The sequence below is a fragment of the Streptosporangium sp. NPDC000396 genome (assembly GCF_042898655.1).
GTDB lineage: Bacteria > Actinomycetota > Actinomycetes > Streptosporangiales > Streptosporangiaceae > Streptosporangium.
Genome location: NZ_JBIAZA010000045.1, coordinates 36,205 through 49,773 on the forward strand (window position 1 = coordinate 36,205; position 13,569 = coordinate 49,773).

Sequence of the window (13,569 nt, forward strand, 5' to 3'; positions counted from 1 at the left end):
CAGGCCGCCCGACAGGCATGGAGTGAGCACTCACTCATTATTGACGGAGTGAGCACTCACTCCATATCGTATGGCGCATGACAGAGGTGAGCCCCGGCGAGCCCCCGGAAACGCACACCGGGCGACCCGGGCAGATGACCCCCGACCACATACTGCGCGAACTGGCCTCGATCCCCCTCGACGAGCCACTCCCCGCACGGCTGACCCGAGCGGTCGACGCCTTACGCGCCCACCCCGAACGCATGAGCGCCATGGGCGGCACCCCGTTTACCTCCGGTCACCGCCGCCGCCTGACCCCTGGCGGCCGGCCGGCGCCGGGCGACGGGGAGACGTCGATGAAGGCGACCCGCCGAGCCGTATCCGCTCTGATCGAACCCGACCGTGCGGCGCTGCGCCTGGAGCCCGGGAAGATCTCCGCAGTCCTCCTCGGGATGCTCTTCACACCACACCTTTCCCGGCCGGGTGACACGGAGCCATCTCCCGAAGAACTCGTCGGCATCCTCCTGCACGGTGCCCTCAACGATCCCTGGAGCACGCCATGACCATCACGCTGAACCACACCATCGTCCCCGCGGTCGACAACCGCCTGGCAGCCCGGTTCTTCGCCTCGATCATGGGGCTGGAGGAACTGCCGCCCGCCGGCCGCAACGGGCACTTCGCGCCCGTGCGGGTGAACGACACGCTGACCCTCGACTTCATGACCGTGGACAACCCCACCGGCCTCCACCTGGCCTTCGACGTGGACCCGGCCACCTTCGACCAGATCCTGGCCCGCCTTCACGAGACGGGCGTACCCTACGGCAACCACCCCGCCCACCCCGACAACGGCCGCATCGACCATCCGCTGTGCCCGCGCGGCCTGTTCTTCGTCGACCAGGCCCGCAACCTGTACGAGGTGATGTCCCCGAGGTGACCCCGGTCCCGCCGGGGTCAGTCACCGGGTGGTTAGCCCGCGGCTCTGCTCACGGCCGCTTCGACCCCGTCCAGAAGGACGGTGAGCCCGGTCGCGAAGGCCTTCCTCGCCTGCCGCTCCAGGAAGGGCGTGCCGTCGTCGCCGGGCCCCTGCTCTCCCCCGCCCTCCAGCGACACCACCATCGGGAACCGCTCGGCGAAGTCGGGCGCCAGCTCCGCGAGCAGGGCCGAGCGGTCATGCCACCACTCCTCGTCGGTCACCCCGGTCGCGGCCGGGGCCTGCCGTGACTCCGCGATCGTCTTCGCCGCCCCGCGCACGACGTTGAACAGCGCGGCGACGACGCTCCGCAGCGTCTCGGCTTCCAGCCCGGTCGGCCCGAGGATCCGCAGCACCGTCTCCAGCGTGGAGAACTCGTTGGGACCCAGCACCGGCCGCGCCTGCGACACCTGCAGCACCCATGGATGCCGCACATAGAACGCCGCGGTGTCTTCGGCCCACGAGGTCAGGGCCGTCCGCCAGCCCGCCTCATGCTCGTAACCGGTGGGCAGCTCGGCGAGCACCCGGTCGTACATGAGGTCGACCAGCACGCTCTTGTTGGGGACATATGTGTAAAGGGCCATGCCCGTGCGCCCGAGCCGCTCGCCCACCACGCGCATGGACAGCGCCGCCATCCCCTCCGCGTCGGCGACGGCGATCGCCGCGTCCACGATCATGTCCACGGTCAGCCCGGGTTTGGGCCCCGGGCCGGTCCGCGCCTCCCCCGGCTCCGTGGTGTGCCACAGCAGGGCCATCGAACGGCGTGCGTCACCCTGTCCGGCGAAGACGACCAACCCGCCACTCCTCGCGCCGTGAGCCAATGTGACCGGACCGTCTCTTTACGCCATAAGGATATCAGGGAAGGGCGGCCCACCGCCCGCCCGGCCACCGGCCTCGCGCCCCACGGGGGAATCCCGCCGGACACAGAGGTGATCCGCAGGCGGGATCCGTTCACGGCCTCCCCGCGTCGTCGCCGCGCGGGCGCCGTCTCCACCGGAATCTCCATGGCCGCCGGGCCTCCCGCCGGAGCCGCGTCGGCGAGATCCCTTCGATGCCGGACGTCGCCGATCCCGACTCCGCCGCGGGCCGGTCGGGGCCGAGAAGGTGGGTGGTGAGGCCGACGGCCATGGCGAGATGTCTCATGCCGGGAAAACTACGGAGCTTTTGGCCCATGGATATAGTCCAGTTTCATGGAGGATCAATGGGCCAGATGGGGATTGGATCTCCATCTCCGGCTCGACTCCACGTACGGCTTGCGGAAAGGGCTGGAACACGCTCTGCGCGACGCCGTACGTCACGGGCAGTTGTCGCCGGGAACGTCACTGCCTTCCTCGCGGGCGCTCGCCCGCGATCTCGGTGTCGCGCGCGGCACGGTCACCCAGGCCTACGACCAGCTCGTCGCCGAGGGATACCTGACCTCTCGGCCGCGGTCGGGCATCCGCGTGGCCCCGCGACCCGCCGCGCCGCCCGCCGAAACGACGCCGTTCGTCCGCACCTTCCTGCGGCCGGTATCGGGAACGGATCTGAGGCCGGGCATGCCGGACCTGTCGGCCTTCCCCCGGCGTGAATGGCTGGCCGCCACCCGGCATGTCCTGCAGACCGCCCCCAACACCGCCTTCGGCTACGGCGACCCGACCGGGTGCGCCGAACTCAGGGAGGCGCTGGCCGACTATCTCGGCCGGGCCCGCGGCGTGGTGACCACGCCGAACCAGGTCATCGTGTGCGCGGGCCACCCCCACGCGCTCCGGCTCATCTCCCAGGCGCTCCGCCGGCAGGGGGCGTCGGCGGTCGCCTTCGAGGACCCGTTCTCGCCCGACTACCCCATCCTCGTCGAGCAGGCGGGGCTCCGGGTGAACCATGTCCCCGTGGATCAGGACGGACTCGTGGTCGACGCGCTCGCCGACGAGGCCGCCGCCTTCGTCACCCCGGCCCACCAGTACCCGCTCGGGGTCACCTTGAGCCCGTCCCGGCGCACGCAGCTGCTGGCGTGGAGCTCCCGCACCGGGGCGTTCGTGGTCGAGGACGACTACGACGGCGAATTCCGTTACGACCGCCAGCCCGTCGGCGCCCTGCAGGGCCTGGCCCCCGACCGTGTCATCTACACCGGAACGGCCAGCAAGATCATGGCCCCCGGCCTGCGCATCGCCTGGATCGTCGTGCCCACCGGCCTCGTCGCGCCACTGCGCGAGATGATGCGCTGGGAGGAGTCGTACGTCAACGTCATCGACCAGCTGGCGTTCGCCCGGCTCATCCGGACCGGCGACCTCGACCGGCACCTGCGCCGCTGCCGGTCCCGCTACCGGCGCCGAAGAGACCTCCTCGGGGCCGCCGTCGCCGAGCGTCTGCCCCACGGGCATCTGGCCGGGATCGCCGCCGGCCTGCACGTCGTCCTGCAACTGCCCGGCATCGACGCCTCGGAGGCCCAGCTCCTCGCCCACCTGGCGGAACGCGGAGTCGCCGTCGACGGAATAGCCTATTTCCACCGCCGCCCGGAAGACGCCCCGCTCGGCCTTGTGATCGGCTACGCGACCCCACCGGAACACGCCTACGGCAATGCCCTCGGCAGCCTCATCAACGGCCTCGCGGAATATCAGGGCGAAAAGCGGCACTAAGGGCGCATGCCCGCTCACCCAGCCGGCGCCGAGAACGCCGATCCCGCCGGGCTCCAGCCGATCCCGTCGCACACGGCTGGCCCGACCACGTACGGCGGCGCCCACGACGCGGCCGGACCGCCGCCACGCGCTTGAGCGGACCGTGCCACACCGCCCGGCGGAGGCATCCGCGACACAACTCTTTACGGCATAAGCTATTGTGGCCGAGGCGATCACTTTACGCCCTATAGAGTTACGCGTCCCTCAGGGGACCACATCAAAACCGGAGAATCCCTCAATGCCCAAGGCGAAACTGCATGACGGAAGCACCATCGACGTGGAGGTCCACGGCTCCGGCCCCACCGTGCTGCTCCCGGTCAATCCACAACCGGTCGAAGGACCGCAGGCCGAGGCGATGCGGAAATGGGGCGCCGACCCGGCCCTGGGCCGCTCCCTCATCGAAGGCCTCAGCGACGCGTTCCGGGTGGTCGCCTTCGACTACGAAGGCCACGCACTGAGCACCCCCAAACCGGACACCCTGACACCCGCCAACGTCGCCGCCGACCTCCTCGCCGTGGCCGACACCGTGGAGGCCGACCGATTCGCCTACTACGGGTACTCCTGGCTCGCACTCAGCGGACTCCAGCTCGCGATCCGGACCGACCGCCTCTCCGCGCTCGTCATGGGCGGCTTCCCGCCGGTCGGCGGGCCGTACGCGGAAATGCTGCGCGTGACCATGGCAACCCATGAGATGTCCGTCTCTGCCCAGAACACCCCCACCCAGAACACCCCCGTTCAGGACACCCCCGGCCCCGCCCGGACGTCAGACGAACCCGACTGGTCATCCGTGGAGGTGTCGATGACGGTGGCGCAAACCCAGCAGTTCGTCACGCTGTACCAGGCTCTGCAGGAGTTCGACGACCGAGCCGCCCAAAGCCGGATCGGCTGCCCCCGCCTCTGCTTCGTCGGCTCGGCGGACGAAATCCACTACGGAGATCGCTGGGGTGGCGTGCACGTCAGCCTGGCAGGCCCGATCACGAACCGGCGCGAAGAACTCGAAGCCCTCGGATGGGACGTGCGCATCCTGAACGGGCTCGACCACACACAGGCCATGCAGGCCGCTCACGTCCTGCCGATACTGCGCCCATGGCTCGACTCCACGATCGGCACGCGGCTCCCGGAGTGATCGCCCGCATCACCAACGGGTGCCGCCGGATCACCCGCATCCGGCCCCCAGGACGACGAACATCGTCGCGGTGAAGCACAGCACAGGCCGGGTGTCCGTGAGGGAAATCCCCCAGCGGCCACCCGGCCCCTCGGCGCGAACCCCGTCCGGCACCCCGTCGGCTCAGCGGAACCGCACCGCCGCCCTCACGAGGAGCCCTCCGCCTGCGTGGCGTGCCTGAAGAGGTCGGCGAGCTCACGCGCATGCGCGTCAAGGTCATGCTCAGGGTGCGCGATCCAGTAAGCGAACATGTTGTCGATGGCGCCGGAGTGAGCCACAGCCATCACCCGCACGTCGAAAGGGCGGAACTCCCCGCTCGCCTGCCCCCGGCGGTAGATCCCTTCCAGCAACTGGAAGATCGGCTCATTGGCCGCGACGCCGAACCGCGGTGAGTCGTCCGGTTGGCGCAGGTTGTAGAAGATCTCACCGACCGCCTTGAGCTGGGTCCTGTTGTCGCGCATGTGCTCGGCGACGGCCAGGATGTGCGTGCGCAGCAAACCCGTCGCGGTCTGCTCCTTCTCCATCCTGGCCGTGACGAACTCGGCGATCCCGGAGTAGATGTGACTGACGACCTCCTCCATCAGCTCGTTCTTGCCGGCGAAGTGGTAGGAGATCACCCCCTTGCTGATGCCGGCATGCTTGGCGATCAACGCCAGCGACGCCTTCGCGAACCCCACCTCGGCGATGACCTCGATGGCGGAGTCGATGATCTGGGCACGACGGGCCTGTTCGATGAACGACCGTCGCTTCTGGCCACCTGGCCCAATCTCTGGCCGCATGGCCATAATTTAGCATTGTCGGCCAGAGATGATCATCCGAACACCCGTCAGACCAGCAGCGACGCGAAACGGTCGAAGTCGATATTTCCGCCGCTGACGATCACGCCAACCCGCTTCCCCTGCAGCCGGGCGGCCGATTTACGGACAGCGGCGAACCCGAGACACCCCGTAGGCTCGACAACGATTTTCATGACAGACCCGAAGATCCGCATGCTCTCGACGAGCTCATCGTCGGTCACCGTGAAGATGTCGTCGACATCGCGGCGGATGATGTCGAACGTGTAGGCGCCGAGCTGCTGAGTCTGCGCACCATCGGCGATGGTTCTCGGGGTGTCGATGCGCACGACGGTCCCCCGGCGCAAGGACTGCTGGCCGTCGTTCCCGGCCTCGGGCTCGACACCGTACAGAGCACAGCCGGGCGACAACGCCCGAGCCGACAACGCGGTGCCCGAGAGCAGACCACCCCCGCCCAGCGGAACGAACAACGCGTCAAGATCACCGACTTCCTCGAACAACTCCCCGGCCGCCGTCCCCTGACCGGCGATCACATGGGGATGGTCGTACGGCGGGACCAGCGTCAAGCCATGATCGGCGGCCAGCGCGCGACTGATCTCTTCCCGGTCCTCCGTGTAACGGTCATAGGTGACGACCCGCCCGCCATAGCCCTTCGTGGCCGCCACCTTCCCAGCCGGCGCATCATGCGGCATGACGATCGTGGCCGGAACATCCAGCAGTCGCGCCGCCAAAGCAACCGCCTGAGCGTGATTACCCGAAGAAAAGGCCACCACGCCCGCACGACGCTGCTCAGGGGTGAACTGCGCCAGGGCATTGAACGCACCCCGAAACTTAAAAGCCCCCATACGCTGGAAATTCTCACACTTGAACACCACGTCGGCATCAAGTTGCTCGTTGACCCGGCGCGAACGCAACACCGGAGTGCGATGGGCATACGGCGCGATGCGAACCGCGGCCTTCTGAACATCGTCATAGGTCGGCAACTGGAACATAGACCGGCTCTCCTCGGCTCGACGACATGAATAGGTTGACCATCAGGCCATAAAACAAACACCTCAAATCTGCATCAACTTGCGCTCATAGTGGGGATCGTCAAGTGCGCACGACCACGCGGGTGCCCGCCACCAGGTCATGCAGCGCCGCCCGATCGCGGCGCAAAACCGCGAGTGCCACGGTGACACCGACCAGGGCGTAGCACAGCACCAGCGCGGGCACCGCGATCACCGATTCAGCTTCCGCCGTCCAGAACCGCAGGACCGCGAGATGGGCCAGCTCCCAGGGCAGCAGCTTCACGGCGTTGCGGGTCATGATCCGGGCGAGTCCCGCCCTGCCGCCGGCGGCGGCGGTCACGATCAGCCGGGCGCGCCGCTTCCCCCAGGTGGCCTGCGCCGCGCCGGCCTCGGTCACCACCAGATAGGCCCAGACCGGCAGCACACTGAGCCCGGTGATCACCAGGTCTGCCACGCCCAGAGGTGCGCCGGCCAGCGGCCTGACCCCCAGGAGGTACGCCCCGGCCAGCAGCGCCAGCCAGCCGACGATCAGCAGATAGTCCCATCCCAGCGCGACCACGCGGCGCGCTCCGGGAACCGCCTCACCGGTCATCCTCACAACCTCCACGACGGTGATGTGATTCGGCTTGCACGAAAGCGACCCCTTCGGATCGGGCGGCTGGGTACCCCGTCGCCGGACCCGACTATACGCGGGCGTATGGTCGGGTCAATGAAGATCACACAAGAGAGGCGGACGGTGATGACGGTGATGACGACGATCACGACGGGTAAGGTCAGCGGCCGGACCATGGACGGCGTCACCGCCTTCACCGGCATCCCGTTCGCGAAGTCGCCGTTCGGGCCGCTCAGGTTCGGCGCACCCGCCCCTGTCGAGCCGTGGGAGGGAACGTTCGACGCGACGAGGTTCGGGCCGATACCTCCACAGGGGCCGAGCCTTCCGGGGATGTCGCAGTGGCGTCCCGCCGACGGCCTGGACTGCCTGACGGTGAACGTCTGGTCGCCCGACCCGGGCGGCGGGGGGTTGCCGGTGATGGTGTGGATCTACGGCGGCGCGTACGTCACCGGCGGTTCCTCCTCCCCCGACTATGACGGTGCGCGGCTGGCCGGGGAGGGTGTCGTGGTGGTCAGCTTCAACTACCGGGTCGGCTTCGAGGGTTACGCCCAGGTGGAGGGCGCGCCTGCCAACCGGGCGCTGCTCGACCAGCTGGCGGCGCTGCGCTGGGTGCGGGACAACATCGCGGCGTTCGGCGGCGACCCGGGCAACGTGACGATCTTCGGCGAGTCCGCCGGAGCGGGGTCCGTGGCCTGCCTGATGGCCATGCCGTCCGCGTCCGGGCTGTTCCACCGGGCGATCGCGCAGAGTGTACCCAGTGTGACGTACACCCCCGCCCTGGCCGCTCGCGTCAGCGCCGCGATCATGCGCGGGGTGGGCGGCTCGCCGTACGACAGCGACCCGGAGCAACTGGTGGCGGCCTCGAGTACGTTCGTCCATCGGGAGCTGGTGGGTGATGTGGCCACGTGGGGGCCGCTGGGGATCTCGGCGGTGCCGTTCGCGCCGGTGGTGGACGGCGAGGTGCTGCCCGACACGCCGTGGAACGCGCTGGCCGACGGCGCGAGCGGCGACGTGGAGCTGATCGTGGGCTTCAACAGGGACGAGTTCAAGCTCTTCCAGGCGCTCGCCGACGGCAGGCCGGGCGACGTGCGGCCGGCGCTGGAGACGGCGGCACCGTCCGGCGCGGACCTCGTCTACCGGGGCGAGGACGCCTACGCCGCGCTCATGTCCGACTGGCTGTTCAGGATGCCCAGCGCACTGCTCGCGGACGCGCACACAGGGACGACATTTTGCTACGAGCTGACCTGGGAGCCGACCGCGCTCGGCGCCTGCCATGGGCTGGACGTGCACCTGACCTTCGGCAATCTCGGCACGCCGCTGGCGGTCATGCTGACCGGCGGGTCGCCGGAGGCGGAAGGACTGTCGGCGCAGTTCCGCACAGCGTGGACGCGCTTCGCCACGACCGGCGACCCCGGCTGGCCTCAGTACGAACCGAAGGCCGCCATCACGCACCTCTTCGACGTGGAGAGCGCCGACGCGCCCGACCCCGAGGCGGCCTCGCGGGCACTGTGGTCGACGTCCGGCTTCCCGGTGACCGATTGACCCTTTTCGTCCCCGAGACGTGCGGCCGGATCGATCGAAGCGGGTGGAGATCTTCCCGGCGAGGATCCGGGTGACCCCGGCCTCGGCGAGGGCGTCGAGCTGAGAGTCCGGCGATCGGCGGACGATCGGGGGTCCACCGGGCCCGGAAAGGGTGGCGGACCCCGGTGTGGACCCCCAGTCGCCCAGCATGGCCGAGCGCGCGGGCAGGAATCGCCCGGTGGTTGCGGCCGGCGCGTCACGGGTTTCGCGTATCGGCGGGTGCCGGCTCCGTAAGGCCGTCCAGGTTGTGGTGGGCGGCCCAGGCGGTGATCGCCTTGGCGATGGCCTCGGGCTGATCTTCGGGAGCGTGGTGCCCGGACGGGCCGCAGTGCCGGATTTCCAGGGCGGCGATGTTGGCGGCGCACCACTGGGCCATCTGGTCGTTGATGAGCAGGGTCGGGGAGGAGTCGAAGGTGAGCAGGAGCTTAGGGACGTCGGTGCTGGCGGCCAACCACCGGTCGTATCGCTCGACGCGTTCGGCGACGTCGGCGGGCTCGCCGTCCAGGGGCAGGGAGCGGGCCCACTCCAGGATGGGGCGGCGGCTGTCGCGGGTCGGGTAGGGCTCCAAGTATGCCTGGATCTCTTCCTCGCTCAGCGGGTTGAGCACGCCGCCGGTGAAGGCCGTCCGGACGAAGAAGTCCTCATCGAGCACCAGCGCCTCGCCCTTCGGGCCACGCATGGCCTCGGCGCGCGAGCGCGGGCCCTCGCCCAGCTCCTTCCACGACATCGGCCGGACGATCGTCTCGAAGAAGGCCACGCCCCGGACGCGGCCGGGGTGGCGGGCCGCCCAGTCGAAGGCCAGCGCTCCGCCCCAGTCGTGGCCGACGAGCACCACCTCCTCCAGACCCATCCGGTCGAACCAGGCGTCCAGGTAGCGGGCGTGGTCGGCGAATCGGTACGGCACGTCCGGCTTGCCCGAGCGGCCCATGCCGATCAGATCGGGGGCCAGCAGCCGGGCGTCCGCGCCGACCGCGGGCAGCAGCTTGCGCCACAGCCGGGACGAGCCGGGGTTGCCGTGCAGGAAGACCCAGGCAGCGCCGCTGCCAGTCTCCTCGTAGTACATCGTCGAATCGAGCACATCGATCTCGGGCATGAGTTGTCCTTATATCTCGTTGGCCGGGGTTTCGAAGTCCGGGGATTCCCAGGTTCGGGAAGGGGGTCAGGACGCGGTGCGGGCGGCCTCGTGGTCGAGGCGGCCGGTGATCAGTTCCAGGACACGGGCCGCGGTGCCCAGGTCCTCGGCGGGAATGCCGTCGTAGGCGCGGGCAATGACCTGCCCGGTCTCGGCGCGAACCCGCTCGAAGAACTCCCGCCCGGTCGGCGTGACGGCGTGTTCCGCGGCGAGCAGCCCAGCGGCGACCAGGTCACTCAGGACCTGGTGCGCGGACGCGGGATCGGTGCGCAGGGCGCCGGCGAGATGCCGGGCCAGCTCTTCGGTGCCCAGGGGCGTCTCGGCGGTGGCGGCCAAGGTGAGCCCGATCCACTGCTTCTTGGTGACACCGGTCGTGGCCAGAGCGCGGGCCAGCACGGCCTCGTGCGCGTTCTCGGCCTGGCCGACGATCTTGGGGTTCAGGGACGCGGCGGGGGACATGACGGCTCCTTATGAGGTGGTCCTCGGGGTGAGGTTCGGTGCGGCTTCCTGCCGACACCCAAATAATGACACTCAGTCTCGCTTGAAGACAAGTATTTTTTGATACCGATTCTCCATGAAGCCCGCGTCTCGACTTTAGGCTGGCTTCGAAGATCATCACGCGACGGCCGGCCATGCCCCGTTTCGCCAGGTCGCCACCACCTCAAGGCCCGCCGCCGGTCGGCATCATCAGAGGAAGCGTGATCAGGGGTCATGGTTCGAATTCACTGTGCAGCCATCGCGGCCCGGCGGAACCGCACGGTATCCACATGGCTACAAATCATGGTTCTCACGGCCTTCGGGGCACGCCGAAAGATGGGCGTGATATGCGGCGCGAGCGAAAACAGGAAGATCTCCTCGACTGCCCGGACTCTGGACGAGGAGAAGCCGGCTCCACCGGCCAACAAGCCGGAGGTGACCAGGCCGGACTTCGGCTTGATGCCGAAGCGCTTCGAGCCAGAGGGACGCCGCCGGCGATGCCGCATTGACCGCCAGACCATCGTGACAATTACAGAGAGTTGCTCTTCGAGAGCTTATCGTTACTATTGCGTGGGGCCGGTAAACCGTCCCGCCCCTCCCCCCGATCACGGAGTGTCGCATGGAGCGAACGGTTCTGGCCGCTGTCACCGAACGTCCCGATGCCGATTCGGCACTCGCCGAGCAGATCCGCCGCGTGTGCGCGGCAATGGACGAACTCGGACTCCAGGTGCGCTGGACCCACCGGGCCGAGGACGCCCTGGCGGTGGTCGGGTCGGACGCGTCGCTGACGGCGGTGCTGGCGGCATGGGACGCGCCGGGGGCCGAGGAACTGCTGGGCGCGGTGGCCAGACGGTTCCGCGGCCTGCCCGTCTTCCTGATGACACAGGAACAGGAGCTTCCGCTGTGGGTGTATGAGGTCATCCAGGGCTACGTCTTCCCGCTGGAGGACACCCCGCAGTTCATCGCCGGGCGCATCGCCTACGCGGCCGACCAGTACGCCGAGAAGATCCTTCCGCCGTTCTTCGGCGCGCTACGGCGCCTTCAGGATCACCATCGCTACTCCTGGCACACGCCGGCACACGCCGGCGGCGTGGCGTTCCTCAAATCGCCGGTGGGCCGGGCGTTCTTCGACTTCTACGGTGAGCGGCTGCTGCGCACCGATCTGTCCATCTCCGTCACCGAGCTGGGGTCTCCGCTCGACCACACCGGCCCAATCGGAGAGGCCGAGCGCAACGCCGCCCGCGTCTTCGGCGCCGACCGCACGTTCTTCGTGGTCAACGGCAACTCCACCGCCAACCGCATCGTCGGCCACCACGCGATCGCCCGTGACGACACCGTCCTGGTGGATCGCAACTGCCACAAGTCGGTTCAGCACGCGCTGGCCATCAGCGGCGCCCGCCCGGTCTACCTCGTACCCGAGCGCAACGGGCTCGGGCTGGCGGGCCCGATCCCGCCCGCCGTGCTGGAGGCGGACGCGGTCCGTGAGCGGGTGGCCGCTCACCCCCTTGCCGCGGGAGGGCCGACATACGCGGTCATCACGAATTCCACGTACGACGGGGTGTGCTACGACGCGGTGCGGGTCGGCGAGCTGCTGGGCGCCAGCGTGCCGCGGCTGCACTTCGACGAGGCGTGGTTCGCCTACGCCCGGTTCAACCCGCTCTACGCCAACCGGTACGGCATGGCGATCAACGAGCGCACACTGCCGGGCCCGGGCCGCCCCACCGTGTTCGCCACCCAGTCGACACACAAGCTGCTGGCCGCGCTGTCACAGGCGGCGATGCTGCACGTCCGCCCCGCGGAACGGGCGCCGGTCGACTACGACGCGTTCAACGAGACCTACCTCATGCACGCCTCCACGTCGCCGCTCTACCCGATGATCGCCTCGCTGGACGTCGCGGCGGCGATGATGGACGGCCCGTCGGGGCCGTTCCTCACCGGAGAGGCGATCGTCGAAGCCGTCCGGTTCCGGCAGGCGATGGTGCGGCTGGCCGCCCGCATCCACGAGGACGACCTGCGGCCCGACTGGTTCTTCGGCGTCTGGCAGCCTCCCGCGGTCACCGATCCGCGCACCGGCCAGACCGTCTCGTTCGCCGACGCCGACCCGGCGCTGCTGTGCGCCGAGCCCCGGTGCTGGGCTCTGGAGGCGGAGGCCGCGTGGCACGGGTTCGACGGAATGTCCGAGGGCTACTGCCTGCTCGACCCGGTCAAGGTGACGATCATCTGCCCGGGCGCCGACGCCGCCACTGGCACCCTCGACTGGGGTATCCCCGCCCGCGTCGTGGCCGCCTACCTGCAGCGGCGCGGCATCGTGGTGGAGAAGACCGGCGACCACACGCTGCTGGTGCTGTTCTCCATGGGGATCACCAAGGGCAAGTGGGGCACGCTGATCGACGCGCTTACCGACTTCAAGAACGCCTACGACGACGACCTGCCTCTGGCGGAGGTGCTGCCCGGCTTCGGGCCGCCCGCGATCTCGCTGCAGAAATTCTGCACCCTGGTCCACGAGAAGCTGCGTGACTCCGGGGTCGGGAAGCTTCTCGACCAGGTCTTCACCACCCTGCCCGAGCCGGTGTCGACTCCTGCCGACTGCTACCAGGCCATGATCCGGGCCCGCACCGAGCGCGTCTCACTGGCCGACCTGCCGGGCCGGATCGCCGCGGCCACGGTGGTGGTCACCCCACCCGGGATCCCCATGCTGATGCCCGGCGAGGCGGCCGGCCCGGCCGACGGCCCGCTGATGACATATCTCCGGGCTCTGGAGGACTTCGACCGGGCCTTCCCCGAGCTGGCCACCGACATCCACGGCGCCCACCGTGACGGCGACGGCCGCTACTGGGTGGAAGTCGTCAAGCACTGAGTTCGGCGGAGTCGAGGGCGCAGTACCAGACCTCGTGGAGGCAGGGCCGTACGCGCGCCCAGTCGCCCTGATCGAGGAGCAGGTAGTTCCCCTCGGTGACGGCTCAGTAATCCCCAAGACATCCCGCAGTGTTAAGCGTCAAGCCGGTGGCACCGTGAGATGTCCTGGGGAGCGCCGGGCCGGTCAGTAGGCACCGGGGAGGGCCGCGCCAAGGATCGGCCGGCGAAGATGTCGCTGAGTGAGGACGACGCCCGTGACACGAGCGGCGATCGCAAGGGCCGCCTCGATGGGATTGTCGATCTGGTCGGCGGCTTCTCACGTGGGCGCAGAGCGAGCAGCT

At 69.1% G+C, this 13,569-nt stretch carries 15 protein-coding genes; 7 read left to right on the top strand and 8 right to left on the bottom strand.

What is annotated here, in order from left to right; genetic code table 11:
• The first annotated feature begins 77 nt into the window (after positions 1 to 77).
• The gene (locus ACFY2X_RS43425) at positions 78 to 542 is read left to right on the top strand and encodes a hypothetical protein (RefSeq protein ID WP_389950065.1); all 465 of its coding nucleotides are present in this window, start codon (positions 78 to 80) and stop codon (positions 540 to 542) included.
• Positions 539 to 913 carry a VOC family protein gene (locus ACFY2X_RS43430; RefSeq protein ID WP_389950068.1) on the top strand — a complete coding sequence of 125 codons (375 nt, stop codon included), beginning with the start codon at positions 539 to 541 and terminating at the stop codon, positions 911 to 913. Before ACFY2X_RS43425 ends, ACFY2X_RS43430 begins: the two co-directional genes overlap by 4 nt.
• A gap of 32 nt (positions 914 to 945) precedes the next feature.
• On the opposite strand, the gene ACFY2X_RS43435 is transcribed toward ACFY2X_RS43430, so the two are convergent.
• Together ACFY2X_RS43435 and ACFY2X_RS43440 are read right to left on the bottom strand one after the other, a co-directional pair.
• Positions 946 to 1,743 carry a TetR/AcrR family transcriptional regulator gene (locus tag ACFY2X_RS43435; protein ID WP_389950070.1) on the bottom strand — a complete coding sequence of 266 codons (798 nt, stop codon included), beginning with the start codon at positions 1,741 to 1,743 and terminating at the stop codon, positions 946 to 948.
• A gap of 157 nt (positions 1,744 to 1,900) precedes the next feature.
• A complete protein-coding gene (locus ACFY2X_RS43440; RefSeq protein WP_389950072.1) occupies positions 1,901 to 2,092 on the bottom strand; it encodes a hypothetical protein in 192 nt (63 codons plus the stop codon).
• 47 nt (positions 2,093 to 2,139) lie between these two features.
• Here ACFY2X_RS43440 and ACFY2X_RS43445 point away from each other — a divergent pair, with 47 nt between their 5' ends.
• The 3 genes from ACFY2X_RS43445 (at position 2,140) to ACFY2X_RS43455 (ending at position 4,726) form a co-directional block, all read left to right on the top strand.
• A complete protein-coding gene (locus tag ACFY2X_RS43445; RefSeq protein ID WP_389950074.1) occupies positions 2,140 to 3,561 on the top strand; it encodes a PLP-dependent aminotransferase family protein in 1,422 nt (473 codons plus the stop codon).
• Positions 3,562 to 3,567: 6 nt separating this feature from the next.
• Positions 3,568 to 3,696 carry a hypothetical protein gene (locus ACFY2X_RS43450; RefSeq protein WP_389950077.1) on the top strand — a complete coding sequence of 43 codons (129 nt, stop codon included), beginning with the start codon at positions 3,568 to 3,570 and terminating at the stop codon, positions 3,694 to 3,696.
• Positions 3,697 to 3,838: 142 nt separating this feature from the next.
• A complete protein-coding gene (locus ACFY2X_RS43455) occupies positions 3,839 to 4,726 on the top strand; it encodes an alpha/beta fold hydrolase (protein ID WP_389950080.1) in 888 nt (295 codons plus the stop codon).
• Between the two features lie 185 nt (positions 4,727 to 4,911).
• Here ACFY2X_RS43455 and ACFY2X_RS43460 read toward each other — a convergent pair whose 3' ends face one another.
• From ACFY2X_RS43460 to ACFY2X_RS43470, 3 genes are all read right to left on the bottom strand, one after another.
• A complete protein-coding gene (locus ACFY2X_RS43460; RefSeq protein WP_389950082.1) occupies positions 4,912 to 5,544 on the bottom strand; it encodes a TetR/AcrR family transcriptional regulator in 633 nt (210 codons plus the stop codon).
• 47 nt (positions 5,545 to 5,591) lie between these two features.
• Positions 5,592 to 6,551 (bottom strand): threo-3-hydroxy-L-aspartate ammonia-lyase, encoded by a 960-nt coding sequence (locus ACFY2X_RS43465; RefSeq protein ID WP_389950084.1) that lies wholly within the window; start codon positions 6,549 to 6,551, stop codon positions 5,592 to 5,594.
• Between the two features lie 100 nt (positions 6,552 to 6,651).
• A complete protein-coding gene (locus ACFY2X_RS43470; protein WP_389950087.1) occupies positions 6,652 to 7,161 on the bottom strand; it encodes an RDD family protein in 510 nt (169 codons plus the stop codon).
• A 117-nt stretch (positions 7,162 to 7,278) separates the two neighbouring features.
• On the opposite strand from ACFY2X_RS43470, the gene ACFY2X_RS43475 reads away from it, so the two are divergent.
• Complete coding sequence (locus ACFY2X_RS43475; protein WP_389950090.1) at positions 7,279 to 8,724, top strand: carboxylesterase/lipase family protein; 1,446 nt, start codon at positions 7,279 to 7,281, stop codon at positions 8,722 to 8,724.
• 235 nt (positions 8,725 to 8,959) lie between these two features.
• Here ACFY2X_RS43475 and ACFY2X_RS43480 read toward each other — a convergent pair whose 3' ends face one another.
• The 3 genes from ACFY2X_RS43480 to ACFY2X_RS43490 all read right to left on the bottom strand — a co-directional run bounded on the left by ACFY2X_RS43480 (position 8,960) and on the right by ACFY2X_RS43490 (position 10,893).
• Positions 8,960 to 9,856, bottom strand: a complete 897-nt coding sequence (locus tag ACFY2X_RS43480) for a haloalkane dehalogenase (protein WP_389950092.1) — start codon at positions 9,854 to 9,856, stop codon at positions 8,960 to 8,962.
• Positions 9,857 to 9,922: 66 nt separating this feature from the next.
• Positions 9,923 to 10,354, bottom strand: a complete 432-nt coding sequence (locus ACFY2X_RS43485; protein ID WP_389950095.1) for a hypothetical protein — start codon at positions 10,352 to 10,354, stop codon at positions 9,923 to 9,925.
• A gap of 263 nt (positions 10,355 to 10,617) precedes the next feature.
• The gene (locus ACFY2X_RS43490) at positions 10,618 to 10,893 is read right to left on the bottom strand and encodes a hypothetical protein (RefSeq protein WP_389950098.1); all 276 of its coding nucleotides are present in this window, start codon (positions 10,891 to 10,893) and stop codon (positions 10,618 to 10,620) included.
• 98 nt (positions 10,894 to 10,991) lie between these two features.
• Between ACFY2X_RS43490 and ACFY2X_RS43495 the strand changes: the two genes are divergently transcribed.
• Positions 10,992 to 13,229 carry an Orn/Lys/Arg decarboxylase N-terminal domain-containing protein gene (locus ACFY2X_RS43495; RefSeq protein ID WP_389950101.1) on the top strand — a complete coding sequence of 746 codons (2,238 nt, stop codon included), beginning with the start codon at positions 10,992 to 10,994 and terminating at the stop codon, positions 13,227 to 13,229.
• Positions 13,230 to 13,569: the final 340 nt, after the last annotated feature.

What these genes read in the sequence shown, in the direction of transcription:
- ACFY2X_RS43425 (WP_389950065.1), top strand. Translation starts at nt 78, where the DNA reads ATGACAGAGGTGAGCCCCGGCGAGCCCCCGGAAACGCACACCGGGCGA.
- ACFY2X_RS43430 (WP_389950068.1), top strand. Translation starts at nt 539, where the DNA reads ATGACCATCACGCTGAACCACACCATCGTCCCCGCGGTCGACAACCGC.
- ACFY2X_RS43440 (WP_389950072.1), bottom strand. Translation starts at nt 2,092, where the DNA reads ATGAGACATCTCGCCATGGCCGTCGGCCTCACCACCCACCTTCTCGGC.
- ACFY2X_RS43445 (WP_389950074.1), top strand. Translation starts at nt 2,140, where the DNA reads ATGGAGGATCAATGGGCCAGATGGGGATTGGATCTCCATCTCCGGCTC.
- ACFY2X_RS43450 (WP_389950077.1), top strand. Translation starts at nt 3,568, where the DNA reads ATGCCCGCTCACCCAGCCGGCGCCGAGAACGCCGATCCCGCCGGGCTC.
- ACFY2X_RS43455 (WP_389950080.1), top strand. Translation starts at nt 3,839, where the DNA reads ATGCCCAAGGCGAAACTGCATGACGGAAGCACCATCGACGTGGAGGTC.
- ACFY2X_RS43460 (WP_389950082.1), bottom strand. Translation starts at nt 5,544, where the DNA reads ATGCGGCCAGAGATTGGGCCAGGTGGCCAGAAGCGACGGTCGTTCATC.
- ACFY2X_RS43465 (WP_389950084.1), bottom strand. Translation starts at nt 6,551, where the DNA reads ATGTTCCAGTTGCCGACCTATGACGATGTTCAGAAGGCCGCGGTTCGC.
- ACFY2X_RS43470 (WP_389950087.1), bottom strand. Translation starts at nt 7,161, where the DNA reads ATGACCGGTGAGGCGGTTCCCGGAGCGCGCCGCGTGGTCGCGCTGGGA.
- ACFY2X_RS43475 (WP_389950090.1), top strand. Translation starts at nt 7,279, where the DNA reads ATGAAGATCACACAAGAGAGGCGGACGGTGATGACGGTGATGACGACG.
- ACFY2X_RS43480 (WP_389950092.1), bottom strand. Translation starts at nt 9,856, where the DNA reads ATGCCCGAGATCGATGTGCTCGATTCGACGATGTACTACGAGGAGACT.
- ACFY2X_RS43485 (WP_389950095.1), bottom strand. Translation starts at nt 10,354, where the DNA reads ATGTCCCCCGCCGCGTCCCTGAACCCCAAGATCGTCGGCCAGGCCGAG.
- ACFY2X_RS43490 (WP_389950098.1), bottom strand. Translation starts at nt 10,893, where the DNA reads ATGGTCTGGCGGTCAATGCGGCATCGCCGGCGGCGTCCCTCTGGCTCG.
- ACFY2X_RS43495 (WP_389950101.1), top strand. Translation starts at nt 10,992, where the DNA reads ATGGAGCGAACGGTTCTGGCCGCTGTCACCGAACGTCCCGATGCCGAT.